13 protein-coding genes are annotated in these 17,811 nt (G+C 72.4%); 2 read left to right on the forward strand and 11 right to left on the reverse strand.

Features of this window, described 5'->3' with window-relative positions:
* The first annotated feature begins 18 nt into the window (after nt 1–18).
* On the forward strand, nt 19–708 hold the full coding sequence (locus tag RV983_RS08105) for a GntR family transcriptional regulator (protein WP_475985100.1): 690 nt from the start codon (nt 19–21) through the stop codon (nt 706–708).
* Between the two features lie 18 nt (nt 709–726).
* On the opposite strand, the gene RV983_RS08110 is transcribed toward RV983_RS08105, so the two are convergent.
* From RV983_RS08110 to RV983_RS08140, 7 genes are all read right to left on the reverse strand, one after another.
* Nucleotides 727–1,527 (reverse strand): acyl-CoA dehydrogenase family protein, encoded by an 801-nt coding sequence (locus RV983_RS08110; RefSeq protein WP_475985101.1) that lies wholly within the window; start codon nt 1,525–1,527, stop codon nt 727–729.
* Nucleotides 1,528–1,736: 209 nt separating this feature from the next.
* A complete protein-coding gene (locus RV983_RS08115) occupies nt 1,737–2,264 on the reverse strand; it encodes a beta-class carbonic anhydrase (RefSeq protein ID WP_475990251.1) in 528 nt (175 codons plus the stop codon).
* 131 nt (nt 2,265–2,395) lie between these two features.
* Nucleotides 2,396–4,717, reverse strand: a complete 2,322-nt coding sequence (locus tag RV983_RS08120; protein WP_475985102.1) for an FdhF/YdeP family oxidoreductase — start codon at nt 4,715–4,717, stop codon at nt 2,396–2,398.
* Nucleotides 4,718–4,927: 210 nt separating this feature from the next.
* The gene (frc, locus tag RV983_RS08125; protein WP_475985103.1) at nt 4,928–6,157 is read right to left on the reverse strand and encodes a formyl-CoA transferase; all 1,230 of its coding nucleotides are present in this window, start codon (nt 6,155–6,157) and stop codon (nt 4,928–4,930) included.
* Nucleotides 6,158–6,352: 195 nt separating this feature from the next.
* On the reverse strand, nt 6,353–7,048 hold the full coding sequence (locus tag RV983_RS08130; protein WP_475985104.1) for a hypothetical protein: 696 nt from the start codon (nt 7,046–7,048) through the stop codon (nt 6,353–6,355).
* 97 nt (nt 7,049–7,145) lie between these two features.
* Complete coding sequence (locus tag RV983_RS08135) at nt 7,146–7,736, reverse strand: malonic semialdehyde reductase (RefSeq protein ID WP_475985105.1); 591 nt, start codon at nt 7,734–7,736, stop codon at nt 7,146–7,148.
* 414 nt (nt 7,737–8,150) lie between these two features.
* Nucleotides 8,151–11,003, reverse strand: coding sequence for a helix-turn-helix transcriptional regulator (locus RV983_RS08140; RefSeq protein WP_475985106.1), 2,853 nt, complete (start codon nt 11,001–11,003; stop codon nt 8,151–8,153).
* A gap of 159 nt (nt 11,004–11,162) precedes the next feature.
* Here RV983_RS08140 and RV983_RS08145 point away from each other — a divergent pair, with 159 nt between their 5' ends.
* On the forward strand, nt 11,163–12,680 hold the full coding sequence (locus tag RV983_RS08145; RefSeq protein WP_475985107.1) for a 4-hydroxyphenylacetate 3-hydroxylase family protein: 1,518 nt from the start codon (nt 11,163–11,165) through the stop codon (nt 12,678–12,680).
* A 21-nt stretch (nt 12,681–12,701) separates the two neighbouring features.
* Here RV983_RS08145 and RV983_RS08150 read toward each other — a convergent pair whose 3' ends face one another.
* The 4 genes from RV983_RS08150 to RV983_RS08165 all read right to left on the reverse strand — a co-directional run bounded on the left by RV983_RS08150 (nt 12,702) and on the right by RV983_RS08165 (nt 17,665).
* Nucleotides 12,702–14,927 (reverse strand): winged helix-turn-helix domain-containing protein, encoded by a 2,226-nt coding sequence (locus tag RV983_RS08150; RefSeq protein ID WP_475985108.1) that lies wholly within the window; start codon nt 14,925–14,927, stop codon nt 12,702–12,704.
* A gap of 152 nt (nt 14,928–15,079) precedes the next feature.
* Nucleotides 15,080–15,568 (reverse strand): flavin reductase family protein, encoded by a 489-nt coding sequence (locus RV983_RS08155; RefSeq protein ID WP_475985109.1) that lies wholly within the window; start codon nt 15,566–15,568, stop codon nt 15,080–15,082.
* Nucleotides 15,569–15,669: 101 nt separating this feature from the next.
* Nucleotides 15,670–16,539, reverse strand: a complete 870-nt coding sequence (locus RV983_RS08160) for a dioxygenase family protein (RefSeq protein ID WP_475985110.1) — start codon at nt 16,537–16,539, stop codon at nt 15,670–15,672.
* Nucleotides 16,532–17,665, reverse strand: coding sequence for a maleylacetate reductase (locus RV983_RS08165; protein WP_475985111.1), 1,134 nt, complete (start codon nt 17,663–17,665; stop codon nt 16,532–16,534). The genes RV983_RS08160 and RV983_RS08165 overlap by 8 nt, the downstream gene beginning before the upstream one ends.
* Between the last annotated feature and the right edge of the window lie 146 nt (nt 17,666–17,811).

Genomic DNA, 17,811 nt, shown 5'->3' on the forward strand with positions numbered 1-17,811 from the left:
CGGCAGAACGGGGGAACGATGCGCGAGGCCCTGACTGCGGCGGCCGGCCACCGCGTCGCCCGCCCGGCGCCGCTGCGCCAGGCCGTCTACGACGCGCTGATCGAACTCATCATCAACGGCACCCTCACCCCCGGCCAGCACCTGGTCGAAGCCGAACTCGCCGAACACCTCGGCGTCAGCCGCCAACCCGTACGCGAAGCCCTCCAACGCCTCCAGACCGACGGCTGGGTCGACCTCCGACCCGCCCAAGGCGCCTTCGTCCACGCCCCCACAGAAGAAGAAGCCGCCCAACTCCTCAGCGTCCGCGCCGTCCTCGAGACCTACTCCGCCGAACTCGCCGCGCGGAACGCGACACCCGAGGACGTCGAGCGCCTGTGGGAGCTGCACCAGGACGGCGTGGACGCCCTCGCCGGCGGCGATGTCGAGCGCCTGGTCACGGCCAACATCGCGCTGCACGCCTTCATCACCTCCGTGGCCGGCAATGCCGTACTGGCCGAGCTCATCTCGCAGGTGAGCCGGAAGGTGCGCTGGTACTACACACCCATCGCCAAGCCCCGCGGCAAGGAAGCCTGGAACGAGCACGCCCAGCTCATCAGGGCCATCGCCAAGAGCGACGCCGGCCGCGCGAGCGAGATCATGCGCAAGCACACCCAGCGCACCGGCGAGTACCGCAAGGCCGTCGCCGCGAAGGCGTCCGGCCGCGACTGACCTGCCGCTGCCGCTCCTTCAGGAGGCGAGGGCGCCGGCAGGACGCCGGTCCGGTGCCACGGCGGCCACGACCGCCACCGCGGGGTGGACGGCGTCGCCGCCGAGGGCCCCCCGCAGTTCCAGCAGCCACGGCAGCACGGTGCCCAGCACGATGCCGAGCCCTGCGCCGTCCTCCCCCAGCATCGCGTCCGCGGGGACCAGGACCGGGTCGGCGAGGACGGTCGACGTGGCGCTGCCGTACGGTCCCGCCCCGTCCGTCCGGGCCGGGACGAACAGGTCCGGGGCGTGCGCCGGGACCGTCCAGAGCGTCATCCCGTCGTCCGCGGCGAGCGGCCGGGACGACCAGAGGTAGCTGTCGGCCTCCCCGGCGGCGACCACCTCGTGCTTGCGGGCCCTCAGGGCGACCACGTCACCGCTGCGGGAGGCCGTCGAGCGCGGGGTCCAGGGCCCGGTCCGCGGAACCTGCTCCGCGGGGTCTTGCTCGGCCAGGGCGAGACTGCCGAGGTGGCGGCCGGCGGCGATCTCGCCGCGGATCCAGCGGCCGCCGTGCGCCTCGAGGACGGCGACCGCCGCGTAGTGCGACTGGAGCACGGCCGCGGTGGCCGGGCAGGCACGGGCGATCCGCGCCACCACTTCGGCGGCGTCGGACAGGCCCAGGCCGCCGCCGCCCAGGTCCGCGGAGACGGTGAGTCCGAGCAGCCCGGCCCGCCCGAGCGCCGTCACGGCACCGCGCGGAAACCTCCCCTCCTTGCCGGTCCTCTCGGCGGAGGGCTCGATGACGCTGCTCAGGACGTGGGAGAAGGCGGTGCGGTACGGCACGGGGTGCCCCCCTCGGGAGTGGTTTCCGGTCCGCTGTCGGCCGGTGGGCGTGCGGGAGTCGCGGTTCCCTGGCGTACGGGGCCGGTCCGCGCGGAGAGCGTCCGCGCCGGCCGGCCCCGCCACCGTGCGCGCGGGCCGTGTGCCCGGTCCGCCGTCGGGCGGACCCGGCCGGTTTGCCGTCCGCCGGCCCGCGCGCACACCTGGTCGGCTCAGGGCTGCACGCCGGTCTGCGGGTCGATCTCCCGCAGCAGCCCCGCCGACACGTCGAAGACAAAGCCCCGGACGTCGCCGGTGTGCGGCAGGAACGGTGACGTCCGCACCCGCCGCATCGACTGCCGGACGTCCTGGTCGACGTCCTGGAAGGACTCCACGGCCCAGGCCGGCCGCTGCCCGACCTCCCGCTCCAGTTCGTGCCGGAAGTCCTCGGTCAGGGTCTGGAGACCGCACCCCGTGTGGTGGATGAGCACCACGCTGCGGGTGTCGAGCGCCCGCTGACTGATCGTCAGAGAGCGGATGGTGTCGTCGGTGACCACGCCGCCCGCGTTGCGGATGGTGTGGCAGTCCCCCAGTGCGAGGCCGAGGGCGGCGTGCAGATCGATGCGGGCGTCCATGCAGGCCACGACGGCCACCCGCAGGACGGGGCGGGCGCCCATGCCCGGATCGGTGAACCCGGCGGCGTACTCCCGGTTGGACTCCACGAGGCGGTCGGTGACCGTCTCCGGGGGGCGGGCGCCCATGCCCGGATCGGTGAACCCGGCGGCGTACTCCCGGTTGGACTCCACGAGGCGGTCGGTGACCGTCTCCGGGGGGCGGGCGCCGCCGGTGGACTGCGCGGGGCGGTGCGTCGACGTCGACATGCTGGGCTACCTCATTCCGTCGGCGGGGGCGAAGGGACCCGTGCCGGGCTGCCGGACGGTTCGAGCCGGATCACGATTCCCTTCGATGTCGGGGTGTTGCTGATGTCGGCCACGCTGTCCAGCGGTACCAGGACGTTGGTCTCCGGGTAGTACGCGGCGGCCGACCCCGGTGTGGTCGGGTAGCCGATCACCTGGAAGCCGGGGGCGCGGCGTTCCACCCCGTCGTGCCACACGCCCACCAGGTCGACGCGGTCACGGTCGGCGAGGCCGAGGGCCTCCAGGTCGACGGGGTTCACCAGGACGACGCGGCGGCCTTCGTGGATGCCTCGGTAGCGGTCGTTCATCGCGTACGGGACGGTGTTCCACTGGTCGTGCGAGCGCAGCGTCTGCAGGACGAGGTGCCGCTCGGGTGCCTGGACCATGGCGAAGTCGTTGCACGTGAAGACCGCCTTGCCGCTCGGGGTGGGGAACGTCCCGTGGTTGACCGGGTTCGGCAGCAGGAAGCCGCCCGGCTCGGCCGCCCGCGCGGAGTAGTCGTGGAAGCCGGGCACGACCCGGGAGATCCGGTCCCGGACGGTGCCGTAGTCCGCCTCGAACGCCGCCCAGGGAAGGGACGGGGTGTCGCCGAGGGTCCGGGCGGCCAGCCGGGAGATGATCGCCACCTCGCTGAGCAGCGTGCCGGAGGCGGGCTCCAGCCGGCCGCGCGAGGCGTGCACCTGGCTCATCGAGTCCTCGACGGTGACGAACTGCTCGACGCCGCCCTGGATGTCGCGGTCGCTGCGGCCCAGGGTCGGCAGGATCAGCGCCGTCTCGCCGCAGACGGTGTGGGAGCGGTTGAGCTTGGTGGAGATGTGCGCGGTGAGCCGGCACGTGCGCAGCGCCGCCTCGGTCAGCTCGCTGTCGGGCGCGGCCCGGACGAAGTTGCCGGCGACGCCGACGAAGACCCTGGCCCGGCCGTCGCGCATGGCCCTGATGGAGTCCACGGTGTCCCAGCCGTGCCCGGTGGGCGGAGTGAAGCCGAACTCCCGCTCCAGGGCGTCCAGGAAATCCTGCGGCATGCGCTCCCAGATGCCCATGGTGCGGTCGCCCTGTACGTTGCTGTGGCCGCGCACCGGGCACACGCCCGCTCCCGGCTTCCCGATGTTCCCGCGCAGCATCAGGAAGTTGACGACCTCGCGGATGGTGGGCACGCCGTGCTTGTGCTGGGTCAGGCCCATCGCCCAGCAGACGATGACGCTCCTGCTCCGCAGCACCCGCTCGTGCACCTGCTCGATCTCTTCGCGGGTCAGCCCCGTGGCCTCGCGGACGTCGTCCCAGTCGGTCTTGCGGGCGTGCCGGGCGAACTCGGCGAAGCCCGTGGAGCGGGTGTCGATGAACTCGTGGTCCAGCACGGTCCCCGGCGCGTCGTCCTCGGCCTCCAGCAGCAGCAGGTTCAGCGCCTGGAACAGCGCGAGGTCGCCGCCGGGCCGGATCTGCAGGAACTGGTCGGCGACGGTCGTGCCGCGGCCGACGATGCCGCGGGCCTTCTGGGGGTGCTTGAACCGCATCAGCCCGGCCTCGGGCAGCGGGTTCACGGCGACGACCTGGCCGCCGCGCCGCTTGGTCTCCTCCAGCGCGGAGAGCATCCGCGGGTGGTTGGTGCCCGGGTTCTGGCCCACGACAAAGACCAGGTCGCAGTCGTAAATGTCGTCCAGGGACACGCTGCCCTTGCCGATGCCCAGGGTCTCGTTGAGCGCGGAACCGCTGGACTCGTGGCACATGTTGCTGCAGTCGGGCAGGTTGTTGGTGCCGTAGGCCCGGGCGAAGAGCTGGAGCAGGAACGCGGCCTCGTTGCCGACCCGGCCCGAGGTGTAGAAGAGGGCCTCGTCCGGGGAGTCCAGGGCGCGCAGTTCGCCCGCGAGCAGGTCGAGGGCGCCGTCCCAGCCGATCGGCTCGTAGTGGTCCGAGCCGGGCCGCTTGACCATGGGTTCGGTGAGCCGGCCCTGCTGGTTGAGCCAGTAGTCGGACTTCCCGTCCAGCTCGGACACCGGGTGCTCCCGGAAGAAGTCCGCGGTGACCCGGCGCGAGGTCGCCTCGTCGCTGATGTGCTTGGCGCCGTTCTCGCAGTACTCCTGGAGGTGCCGGTGTTTCGGGTCCGGCTCCGGCCAGGCGCACCCGGGGCAGTCGAAGCCCTTGGGCTGGTTGATGTTCAGCAGCGTCAGCGCCGTCCGCCGGACGGTGGTCTGGCCCAGGGCGTATTGGATCGCGTGCGTCACGGCCGGCAGTCCGGTCGCCCAGGTCTTGGGCGCGGTCACCTCCAGATGGTCGTCGGTCGGGTCCTCGATGGTGCTCATGGTCGGGCCTGTGCCTTTCTGCTGTTGCTGCCTGCGCACCGCAGCGTCCTGCCGCGGCGGGCGCCGGGGGCGGTGCGAGCCCGCTCGGCGGGTGGATGAGCGGGGTCTGTCACGGGGAGGTCTGCGCCGAGGCGTGTCGTCCGGGCCCGGTGCGGCGGCGGATCGCGCGGCCGGGTCGAGTCACGGCCGGCCGGTGGTCCGCGGTGGCCGTCAGATCACGCCCTGCGCCCTGAGGGTGGGCAACTCGTCCTCGTGGATGCCGAGTTCGGTGGTGTAGATGTCGTGGTTGTGCTCGCCGAGCAGGGGGGAGCGGGTGATGGTGGTCGGCGAGTCGGAGAGTTTGAGGGGGTTGCCCACGGTGGTGTAGGAGCCGCGCTGGGGGTGCGGGACGTCGACGACGATCTGGTTGGCGCGCAGGCTGGGGTCCTCGATGATCTCCTTGGTGGACAGGATGGGCCCGCAGGGGATGTTGTGGGTGTTGAGCTGCTCCAGGACCTGCCACTTGGGCAGCGTGCTGGTCCACTCCTCGATGAGCTGGAACATCTTGGTGAGTTTGGGCAGCCGGGCCCGGGGAGTGGCCCACTCGGGGTCCTCGGCCAGTTCCGGGCGGCCGATGAGCTCGGCGAGGGGCGGCCAGCCGGTGGGCTGGACGATGACGTACACGTAGTCGTTGGGACCGCCGGGCGCGCATTTGACGGCCCATCCGGGCTGGCCGCCGCCGGAGGCGTTGCCCGAACGCGGCACCTCGTCGCCGAAGTCGTCGTTGGGGTACTCCGCGAGCGGGCCGTGCACCAGGCGCTGCTGGTCACGGAGCTTGACCCGGCAGAGGTTGAGCACGGCGTGCTGCATCGCGACCTGGACCCGCTGGCCGCGTCCGGTGTGGGTGCGCTGGAACAGCGCGGCCAGGATGCCGGCCACCGCGTGCATACCGGTGCCGGAGTCGCCGATCTGCGCGCCGGTCGCCAGCGGGGGGCCGTCGTCGAAGCCGGTGGTGGCCATGGATCCGCCCATCGCCTGCGCGACGACCTCGTACGCCTTGTAGCCGGTGTAGGGGCCCTCGCCGAAGCCCTTGATCGAGGCGTAGACGATCCTCGGGTTGATGGCGTGGATGCGTTCCCAGGTGAAGCCCATCCGGTCGATCGCGCCCGGGGCGAAGTTCTCCACCATCACATCGCTGCGGCCGATGAGCTCGGTCAGGAGCTCCTTGCCCCGCGGCGTCTTGGTGTTGAGCGTGATGCTCCGCTTGTTCGCGTTGAGCATCGTGAAGTACAGGCTGTCCACGTCCGGCAGGTCCCGCAGCTGGCTGCGGGTGATGTCACCCCCCGGCGCCTCCAGCTTGATCACGTCCGCACCCAGCCACGCCAGCAATTGCGTCGCCGACGGACCGGACTGCACGTGCGTCATGTCCAGAACACGAATACCTTCGAGTGCCCTGCTCACAGCCGTCCCCACCTCACCTGTCCACACCGACCGACCGACTGACCGTCTCCCACACTGTAGATTGCATACCGTATGGAGTTGTCTTCATCGTCGCGGCAGCCGTGACGGATGTCCAGAGCGCGCCGGGAAATATTTGCCCATGGCGGGACCGCGCCCCGGCGCGCCGGCACTACTGCGCCGCGCGGCGCGGGCGATTCAGGACCAGTGGACGGCGGCCAGCGGGTACCCGCCCGCGTCGAACGTCTCCTGGCACACGGAGAGCCCGAACGCGATCTCCAGGCCCTTGAGCAACCGCTTCTGCCAGTCGGCGATCCGGCCCTCGTTCTCGAAGACCGGACGCCCGTCGGCGTAGCGGACCTCCGGGCGGCATCCCGCGTCGTGCATCGCCCAGTTGAGGAAGGACATCTCCGGTGCGTCGTCGAAGTAGTGCCGGCCGCCCAATGGGGCCTCTGCGTGGAACCGGCCGCGGATCTCGCCGTGCCACACCAGCCGGCCGCCCTCGAACCAGGCCATGCAGTACATGCCCTTCGCGGCGATGTTGTAGAGGAGGACGGCCCTGCCGGTCCCCCGCGGCAGCGCGAAGCCCTCGTGGAAGGGGATCAGGTAATCGAAGTTCCCGGCGAGGAACGACCACTCGCCTTCCCTGCCGTAGACGGTCACCAGCGGCTCGTCGGGAACCCGGATACGGGGGTGGGTCCGGTCCCAGACGGCCTTGGCCCCGGCGCTCACCGGCTCCGGCATCTCCCAGGGAACCGCGCCGAACACCACCGCCAGGTCCTGCGGGGCGATGCCCTCCGCGAACACCAGGCCCGCCTGTCCCCCGAGGACGGGGTCGGCCGCGCCGTCCGGCCACCGTTCGCCGATCCACGCGATGCCATCGTCTTCCGCCATGACCGGGGACCGTAACAGCGAGGTCCGACAGCGGTGCGCGGCAGGGGACTTGGGGTGTCTCGGCGGCGCACCGCGCGGGTGCGCCGCCGCCTCACGGTCAGACGGTCCTGGCCACCTGGGCGTACGTCAGACGCGGGGAGCGCGGGAACCACGCGTTCTCGCCGGGCCTGCCGATGTTGACGACGACGAGAACCGAGTGGTCGCCGTCGTCGAAGAACTCCTTCTCGATCCCCGCGGCGTCGAAGCCGGTCATGGGTCCCGCGGCCAGACCGGCGGCGCGGACGCCGACGATGAAGTACCCGACCTGGATCAGCGCGTTGAGCCGCGCGGACCGCTCGCGCACCACCCGTTCGGTGAAGAGGTCCTTGGCATGGGGGGCGTGCGGGAACTGGCTGGGCAGTTCCTCGTGGAACTCGTTGTCCGCCGCCAGGATCGCGACGAGCGGCGCGGTCGCGGTCTTGGCGCGGTTGCCCTCGGACATGTGTCCCAGCAGGCGCTCGCGCGCCTCGGCGGACCGGACCAGCACCATCCGCAGCGGTTGCTGGTTCATGGAGGTGGGGCCGTACTTGACCAGGTCGTGGACGGCCTCGATCTGTTCGTCCGTCACCGGCTCGCCGGTGAAGCTGTTGGCGGTCCGTGCCTCCAGGAACAGCAGGTCCTGGGCCACGGTGTCGAGTGCGAGGGACATGGGACAACCCCTTATGAATGAGCGTCTGTGGCTTCTCGGTGATGGGGGGACCGCGCGAAGGAGGAACCGCGCGCCGGCACGGCGGGAACGCGGCGGTCGTGGTCGTCGTCGCCCCGGCGAGCCCTCGGAGCAGGCCGTAACGCCGCCGTGTCAGCGGCAGACCGCCCGGCGCGGCGCGAGCCGCCATCGGCGGACGGAAGGCCGCCCGTGTCCGGCCGCGACATCGACCTCGCGGCGCCGGTGCCTCGGCGCACGCACCGCGCGCATCGAGTTCACGAGGCGGTCACCTCCCGAATGAATGACGCTGCCGTGCCTGCGGCCACGCCGTTGCGTCCAGGATCACCGCGGCCCCGGAACCGGGGCATCACCCATTCAAGGGATCCTCGCCACCGGGCCGGGTGATCGGTGCGCCGCTCAGCCGGTCCCGTCGGTGCCGGTGCCCCGCTCGATCGCCAGCCGGGTCAGCTCGACCCGCGAGTTGATGCCGAGCTTGGTGAAGATGTGCTTCATGTGCGTGTTGACGGTGTGCACGGACACATAGAGCCGGTCGGCGATCGCCCGGTTGGTGAAGCCCTCGACGACGAGCGGGATCAGTTTCCGCTCGGACTCGGTCAGGTTCTCCCAGCCCTCGGGTCCGGCCGCATGGTGCCGTACGGGGGCGGTGCGCACGCCGAGCCGGCGCATGCGCCGCTTGATCCGTTCCTGGTCGCGCTCGGCTCCCGCGGCCGACACGAGCCGGCCCGCCTCCTCGAAGTGGGCGATCGCCGGCGCCGTGTCGGCCGCTGCCGCCATGAGGCTGCCGAGGTCCTCGCAGGCCGCCGCCAGGGCCAGCGGCCTGCCGGTGCCCCGGTAGCCGGCGACCGCGGACGCCAGTGCGCCGGGGTCGCGGTGGATCAGGCCGTCCACATGGGCGCGGACCGCCCCGAGGATCTGCAGGCACTCGTCCTGCTCCGTCAGGTCCCGCAGGACGTCGGAGACGGTCAGCGCCACCGACGTGTCCTCGCCGCGGAGCGCTATGCGTACGATCCCCGGCCAGTGGGACGGAGGCACCGCGAGCAGCCGCGCCGGCTCACCGCTTCCGAAGCTCTCCCTGAGCGTTACCGCCGCTTCGCCGTCCTCGCCCTCCGCGTCCGCCAGGAAGGCGCGGGCGAGAGCCACCCAGGGGCCGTACCGCAGGGTGTTCGTGCCGGAGCCGCTTGCGGCGGCACGCAGGTGGTCCCTCGCCTTGGCGAGATCACCCCGCCTGATCTCCACCAGTGCCAGCACGGAACGGGCCTGCGGATTCGGCTGGGTGATCTCGAGCTCGTCCGCCACGGTCAGGCTGGCCTCGGCCTCCACGGCGGCGTCGTCCAGCGCTCCCCGTTCGAGCAGTGCGCAGGCCCGGGCGGCGTGCCATTGGGGAAGGGACCAGCCCAGGCCCAGCGCCTCCGCCTCGCGCTGTCCCTCCCGCAGGATCCACTCGGTGTTCGCGAGCCGGTCGGTGGCGGTCAGCACGGTGGCCAGCCACAGCGCCGGAATGCGCGGCGGCCGCAGGTAGAGGGCGGCGGACTGGGTGCCGGCGCGCCGGGTGGCCTCCTCGGCGAGTCCGAGGGCGCGGGCCAGCCGCCCCCGGTAGAAGAGCGTCTGCGACTGGAACACCATCGCGCTGACGACGACGGCCGGATCCTGGCTGCTGTAGGAGGCCTCGACGAGCCCGGGGCCGGTCTGCTCGGCGGCGGTGATGTCCCCGAGGTACACATGGCCCGTCGCCTTGGTCTTCAGCATCCGGACGCGCAGGTCCTCCGGCAGCGCGGGCAGGGCCAGGGCCTGCTGGAGATGGGTCATCGCGGCGGCGTCGTCGCCCGCCGCCTGGTGGATCTCGGCGGCCACCAGGCGCAGGCATGCCTCCTGCTGCGGCTCGAGGCCCTCGGGCAGGGTCGCGTCGACCAGGTCGAGCGCCTCGTGCACCCGGCGGGTCCTGCCGAGGTACTCGGCGGCTTCTGTCAGCAGGGTGATGCGGCGCCGGTCGTGCGGGGGCAGCAGCCCGGCGACCCGCTGGGCGAGGTCACCGGCCGCGTCGGGGGCCGACGACGACAGTTCCCGTACGGCGGTGGTCAGCGTGGTCACGGCCTCGTCGTCGACGGGGCCGCCCGACATGACGACGTGCCAGGCCATCTCGGCCGATCGTGCCCCGATCCCGCGCAGGCTGTCGGCCGCCTCCCGGTGCAGCGCGGTCCGTACGGCCAGCGGCAGGTTCTCGTGCACGGCCTGCCTGATGAGGTCGTGGCGGAAGGCGAGCCGGGGGCCGTCCGCCGAGAGCAGGCCGTCGTTGACCACGGCCTCGACGCCCGACAGCAGGCTGCCGACCTGCCTGCCCATCATGCGGGCCGCCGTGCCGAGCGGGAACTCGCGGCCGAGGACGGACCCGACCTGGAGCAGGTGCACGGCGTCCTCCGGGAGCCGGTCCAGGCGCGCGGCGACGCTCCGCCGGAAACTGACGGGGACTCCGTCGTGCAGGAGGCTCGCCTCGCCCGCCTCCGTTCTGAGGGCATCCGTGTCGGCGAAGGCCCGCACCAGTTCGATCGCAAGGAAGGGATTGCCCGCGACGCCTCGCAGAAGCCTGGTCAGACCGGGTGACGGCCCCGCCCCGAGGACATCGGCCGCGATGAGCTGGAGGTCCTGCTGCGGCAGCGGGCCGAGGGTCAGCCAGCGGGCTCCGAGGCGTTCGAGGTCCTCGCGCACCCTGGCCACTATCGGTCGCTCGGTGTCCGACCGCACCGCCAGCACCCACAGGATCCGCGAGGCGGCCAGGCGCCCCGGCAGGGTGCGGAGGACGAAGAGCGTGGCCGGGTCGGCCCACTGCGCGTCGTCCACGAGAACGGCCACCGGGGCGCGCTGGGCCCGGTCCTCCAGGGCGTCCGCGATGCTGTCCAGCAGCCAGAGGCGCTGGTCCTCGGTGGCCGCGGCGGCCCGGTCGAAGCCGCCGGAGGACTGCAGGGCGGACTGCAGCGCAGCTCCCGCCGCGTACTGGTCGAGCTCATCTGCGCGTACCGACACCACGTCGAACCCGGACCGCCGCGCCATGCCGTCCAGCTCCGCGAGCAGCCGGCTCTTGCCGACGCCGGGCGGGCCGTCCACGACGACGCAGGCGCCCCGTCCGCCGTGCACCGTGTCCAGGGCCTCGCGGACCGCCGTGATCTCGCGGTCCCGTCCGCGCAGCCGCAGCCCGCTACCGGCACCGTGCCCGCGCCGGCCCGCCTGGTCGCCGAGGGGGTCTGTGCTGCGCATGGGGCAAGCATGGCGCAGGGCCGCGGCGGCGCTCAATGCCGCTCCCCCGCCGACCGGCACTTTCACCCGGGTGATCCCCGGTCCCGGGCCGCCCTGTCACCCCACCGCGACGCATGCTCCGTGCCATCCGGATCTCTTGTCCGTGGAGAGGAGCACGACGTGCGTACAGGCAAGGAATATCTGGCGGCGCTGAACGACGGCCGCACCGTGTGGGTGGGCGACGAACTGGTCGACAACGTGGCCACGCACCCCACGACCCGGGCCTACGCCCGGAGCATCGCGGCCTTCTACGACCTCCACCACCGCCCGGACCTCGAGGACGTCATGACGTTCGTGGACGAGGACGGCGTGCGGCGGTCCATGACGTGGTTCCAGCACCGCTCCAAGGAGGACCTGCGGCGCAAGCGGCAGTATCTGGAGACCGTGCAGCGGGAGCTCGGCGGCGGGGCGATCCCGCGCACGCCGGACGTCAACAACTACGTCCTGCTGACCTACGTCGACGACCCGGAGCCGTGGAGCAGCCAGTCCGTCGGGACCGGTGGGCGGGATCTCACCGAGGGGATCCTCGGCTTCTGGAACGACGTGCGGGACGGCGACCTCAACGCGACGCCGGCCTTCGTCGACCCGCAGGCGGACCGCTCGCGCGACTCCGCGCAGGCGGAGTCCCCCGCCCTGCGGGTGGTCGCCACCTCGGACGAGGGCATCACGGTGCGCGGCGTGAAGGCGATCAGCACCGGCGCCGCCTTCGGGGACTGGATCCACATCGGCGTCTTCTACCGCCCCGGCATCGTCGCGGAACAGATCATCTACGGCGCCGTGAAGCCCAACACCCCCGGGGTCACCATCATCTGCCGGGAGAGCGTCGCCCGGGACGGCCAGGACGTGGAGCACCCGCTCGCCGCACAGGGCGACGAGCTGGACAGCATGATCGTGTTCGAAGACGTCCTCATCCCCTGGGACCGGGTCTTCCACATCGGCAACCCCCAGCACGCGTCGCTGTACCCGCAGCGCGTCTTCGACTGGCTGCACTACCACTCGCTGGTGCGCGCGATGGTCAAGGCGGAGCTGATGCTCGGCCTGGCGCTGCTGGTCACCGAGCACATCGGCACCTACCAGTTGCCGCCGGTCCAGGCCAGGATCGCCCGCTTCGCCGGCTTCCACCAGACGCTCAAGGCGCATGTGGTGGGTTCCGAGGACGAGGGGTTCTTCACCCCCGGCGGCATCTTCAAGCCGAACGTCCTGATGTTCGACTTCGGGCGGGCGTACTACCTGGAGCACATCACGGACATGGCCCACGAGCTCGTCGACCTGTCCGGCCGCGCCGCGCTGATCTATCCCACCGAGGGGCAGTGGCAGAGGCCCGAACTCCAGCCGTGGCTGGCCGCCTTGCAGACCGGTCCGGTCGGCAGGCCGCACGACCGGATGAAGATCAGCCGGGTGATCCGCGACATGTTCCTGTCCGACTGGGGCGACCGCATCAGCACCTTCGAGAACTTCAACGGCACGCCCATACTCGCCATCCGCACCCTCACCATGAAACGTGCCGAGATGGCCCCGAACGGCAGCATGGCGGACCTCGCCCGCAGGGTCTGCGGCATCGAGACCGTGAGCGACGGTGATGAGGAGACCGCGTACAGGACCCAGGCGCACTACGCCCGGCGCCAGGACGCAAAGTAGCGGCGGGACGCCGGGGCCCGGTCAGAGCACACCGCTCTCCCGGGCCCTGGCGACGGCCGCGCTCCTGTCGTGTGCGTCGAGTTTCCGGAAGATCGCGCGGACCTGTGTCTTGACGGTGTTGTGGGACACGTAGAGCTCGGAGGCGATCTCCCGCAGCGTGAGCGGACCGCACAGGGCGCGCAGCACCCGCCGCTCCCCCAGCGACAGGTCCGCCGGACGGGAGGGGGCGGGTGTCCCCGCCGCGTGCCCGCCGGCCCGGGCGAGCAGGTCCGTCAGCACCCCGGGCGACTCGCACCGGGCCGCCGCGCGCCCGGCTGCCTCGCGGGCCCTTCGCGCCGCGTCGGGGTGGTGCCGCGCGCTCTCGAGACGTGCCCGCGTGACGTGGCACAGGGCGCGCAGGTGGGGTTCGTTTCCCGTACGGGGTGAGCCCGCCAGTACCGCTTCCGCGCCGGCCAGCACCCTTGCCGCCTCCTCGAGGTGTCCTTCCGCAAGGAGCAGTCCGGCCCGGCCGACGTGGGCGGGCACCGCGACGAAGTGCCGGGTCAGGCCGGCCGCCGTGGCCGCTTCCAGGGCCTCGTCACTCAGAATGCGCGCCAGTTCACGCCGTCCGGCCAGGAGCGCGCACACCGTCCGCAGGCCCAGCGCGCGGACCAGCGCCAGGCCGTGCCCGGCGGCGTGCGCGTCACGGGTGGCCTCGCCCAGCAGCGCCTCGGCCTCCTCGTACCGGCGGGTCCACAGCAGTGCGGCACCGTACGCCGTACCCGCCAGGGCACGCCAGGACGTCAGCGGCACGGTGCCGGCGACGGCGGATGCGCCGAGGCGGCCGGCGGTCAGGACCTCCCCCCGCAGACAGCAGGCAACGGCCTGGGCGACGGCCGCCGCGTCGGTGACCGTGCCGCCCTCGCCGACCGTCTCCCGCCCCGTCTGCCGCAGCCGGGCCACGTCCAGCCAGCGCCGGGCCGTTTCCGGGGTGCCGTCCGAGAGGGCCGCCATCGCCGCCACGACGCACAGGCGCGCGTCCGCGGCGACCGTTCGGGGCGCCAAGAGGTCCAGCCACCGCGCGACTTCCGCACCACGGCCGGCCGAGACCGCCTTCTCCCAGCCGTCGAGCACGCAGGCGACGGCCGCCGGTTCGTCACCGGCCAGCGTCCAGTGCCGTACGGCGGCGGCCGTGTCCCCCTGCCGGGAGTACCACTGGGCCGCCGCCCGGTGCAGGGAGGCCACGGTGTCCGGGCCCTCGGACGCCAGGACGTCGGACAGCAGCAAGGACAGCGCCCGGTGACGCCGGTACGCCGGAGGATCGGCGGCGACGGGCACGAGCAGTTGCACGCTGCGTGCGAGGTCGCGCAGCAGCACCCCCGCCCGGTCCCCGGCCAGGGCCTGGCACGGTCGGGCACTCAGCTCGCCGAGCACACTCGTGCGCAGCAGGAACCGGCGCTCCTCGGTCGTGAGCAGGCAGAGCACCTCGGTGGCCAGATACTCCGTCACCGCCTGCCTGCCGCGGGCCAGTTCGCCCTCCGTGCCGTCCTCGTTCGCCGGGCGGGCCAGGGTGCGCCCCATGATGCACAGCCCCGCCGCCCATCCCTCGGTGGCCTCGTACAGCGCGCCCGACAGGTCCGCGGTGGCGACGCAACCGAGCAGACGGGTCAGCACGGCCTGTGCCTCCCCGGGGGTGAAGGCCAGGTCGCGCTGGTCGAGTTCGGCGGTCAGGCCGCGCAGGCGCAGGGCCGGGAGCGGCCTTCCGGGATGGTGCCGGGTCGACAGGACGACGCGCAGGCCGTGCGGGAGCCCGGTCAGGAAGTCCGCCAGGCCGCGGACCGCGTCGGCGTCCGTGAGGGATTCGACTCCGTCGAGGATCAGCGTGAGCGGCGCCGCGGGCCGCCCGCCGGGTGCGGTCACCGGAGCCGGCAGGGTCTCCTCGAGCCATGCGCCGACCGTCCACCCGTCACCGTCGGGGCAGGTGGGCGCGTCCGGGCGGGCGAGGCGCACCGCGCTCCGGATGCCGGCCCAGAGCCGGGCCGGGGCGTTGTCGTACGCGTCCAGGCGGAGCCAGGCACATCCTCCGCGCTCCGCCAGGCCCCGCGACCACTCGGTCAGGAGCACCGTCTTCCCGGCACCGGCCGGCGCGGAGACCACCACCACGGGCTCGGTCACCGCGTCGAGCCGGCGCAGCAGGCGCGGGCGGGTCAGCAGATGCGGGGGCTGGGCCGGGGGACGCAGTTTGAATGCCGGAACGGAGCTGGTCATGGCACCTTCCGTGGAGTCGTCGGGACGGGAGTCGTCGGGACGGGCGGAGCCCCCGGCGCCCGTGGCTCGCCGCTGGGGAGCCCGACGCCGGGGGCGGTGGCGCGCCGGTCACGGGCGCCGCGGCGGCCTCCTGCGGGCCGCTGCCGACGCGATCAGTGCGAACCGCCCAACGCCCCGAAGCCTCCCGCGAAATGGACCAGCGGCCGGCAGTCCGCCCGGTGCGCGCAGGAGAGGACGTCGCCCACGAAGATGGTGTGGTCGCCGCCGGGGAGCGCCTCGGCGACGTCGCAGACGATCGCCGCGATGGCGTCCTTCAGCACCGGCACACCGTGGTCGTCGAAGGTCTCGACGCCCGTGAACTTGTCGGCTTTGGAAGCCGCGAAGTTCCGCGCCAGATGCTCGCACCCCTCACCGAGTACGTTGACGGCGAAGCGGCCGTGCGCCGCGATCGCGGTCCGTGTGTACAGGTGGTTGCCGATGCACACCAGCAACTGGAGCGGGGTGAGGGAGAGGGCGGACACGGCGCTCGCGGTCATCCCGATGGGGGTGCTTCCGGAGCGCGTGGTGATCACGCTGACACCCGTGGCGAGCCGGCTCATCGTGGCTCGGAAATCGGCTGTCACGTCAAGGATTTCAGTCATCGGAGACCTCCGTGGGAGTCGTGTGGGGTCCTGGTGTCCGTGGTGTGGTTCGAGGCCCGCGGTGCCGGCGTCCTGTGCCGGACGCGCCGCGGCGGTGGCATTCAGTCCGCGGGGAGGTGTTCGACGACGAAGGTGTGGCTCAGCAGGGTGTACGGCTCGTCGGCCAACCCGCGGCAGGGACCGGCGTCGGGCGCGTAGGTGTCGTAGGACTCGATCAGCGACTCCTTGACCCCGAACACCGGGTCGGAGTCCAGATAGGCGTCGTCCGAGGGGAACAGCATGGTGGTCACGCGCTGGAATCCCGGAGCCTCGATCAGCACGTGCACATGGGCCGGGCGCATGAGCGACCTGCCGGCCGCGCCCATGAGTTCGCCGACCGGGCCGTCGCCGGGTATCGGGTAGCTGGACGGGCGGATGGAGCGGAAGCCGAAGTGCCCCGCCTCGTCGGTCCTGAACAGCGCGCGCATGGCCGGTTCGACCTGCCCGGGCACGTCGACGTCGTAATGGCCCTCCGCGTCGCTGTGCCAGACGTCCACCGCGGCGCCGCTCACCGGTGCCCCCTCGCGGTCCACGACCCGTCCCTCGAAGAACAACGGGGTACCGGGCAGGCCGCCGGAGATGTCGGCGGCATCGGCTGACCGCGGCCTGTCCTCCCTGAAGTAGGGGCCCAGGACGCTGTTCTGCGTGGCCTCGGCGGCGCGCCGGTTGCCCAGGGCGTCGACCAGCATGGTGACGCCCAGCACGTCGGACAGCAGGATGAACTCCTGGCGCGCCGGCGTGCACGTCTGCCCGGTGCGGGTCAGGAAGTCCACTCCCCGCGCCCACTCCTCCTCCGTCAGCCCGACATCGCGGACGAAGGAGTGGAGGTGGCGTACCAGTGATTCCAGGATCTCCGCGACACGGGCGTCCTTGGCGTCCCGCATGGTCGAGATCACGGCCTCGGTGATGGTGTCGCTGGTCAGATCACGCATGGCGCGCTCCCGTGGTGAGTGAGTGTTCGATGGCGGAGTCGGTCCGGGGATGCCCGTCGCCGGGCGGCGTGCACGGTCTGTCCCCGGCCCAGGCACGGGTCAGGACGTCACGGACGGCCTCCCGGTCCACCGGCCGCGGATTCCAGTAGCCGTCCCGCACGACGAGGCCGGCCGCCTCGTCGATCCCCGCTTCGGGCATGCCGAGGTCCCGCAGTGCCGTCGGGGCGCCCAGACCCCCGGCGAAGTCGAAGAGGGCGCTCGCGGCGTCGTCCCCCGGCAGCGCCCGCGCGATGCGTGCCATGGCCTCGGGAGCCGCCGGCGCGTTGTGGGCGACGACGTGCGGCAGGACGACCGCGTGGGCCTCGGCGTGCGGGAGGCCGAAGGTGCCGCCCAGCACATGGCACACCTTGTGGTGCAGGGCCATGCCCACCGTGCCGAGGCACGTGCCCGCCAGCCACGCCCCGTAGAGGGCGTCGGCCCGCGCCTCGCCGTCGTCGGGCCGCCGGGCGACGGCCGGAAGGGACCGGGCGAGGGAGTCGAGCGCCTCACCGGCCATCAGGAAGGCGAGGGGGTCCCGGTCCTGTGCGTACAGGGCCTCCACGGCGTGCGCCATCGCGTTGATGCCGCTGACCACCGATGCCGCCGCGGGAAAAGTGAGCGTCAGGTCGACGTCGTACACCACCGTCCTGAGCAGCACGTCCGGCAGCCGCCGGGTCGTCTTGGCGCGGCCCTCGGTCTCGCCGAGGATCGGCGTCATCTCCGAGCCCGCGTAGGTGGTGGGCAGCGCCAGCTGCGGCAGCCCGGTCCGCGCGGCGATCGCCTTGCCGAGGCCGATGGTCGAACCGCCCCCGATGGCGAGCACGCAGTCCGCTCCCACCGCCGCGGCGTACGCGACCGCCTTCTTCGTGACCTCGACCGGGGTGTGCGGGGCGGCTCCGGTGAACGTTCCCACGGCCACCGCGCCCAGCAGGTCGCGTATCTCCGCCGCCTGGTCCACTTGACCGGGCGTGCACAGGATGAGCACCCGCCGGCATCCGAGGGCTTCGGCCTCTTCGGGGACACGGCTGCGCGTACCACTGCCGAAAACCACCTTCGTGATCTGTCCCCGGTGCACGAATGTCTTCATAAGAATTCCCTCGGTCCTGCCGCTTCTCCGTTAATGGATGAAAGCGTCGGCACTCGCAGATCGCGCGTCAACGGAATGCACGGGCGATAACGGTGACAGGCCGCGGAATACCTTGTTCGCGCGACGCTCCCCCACCGGGTCACCCG

The organism is Streptomyces sp. RLA123, assembly GCF_056270165.1.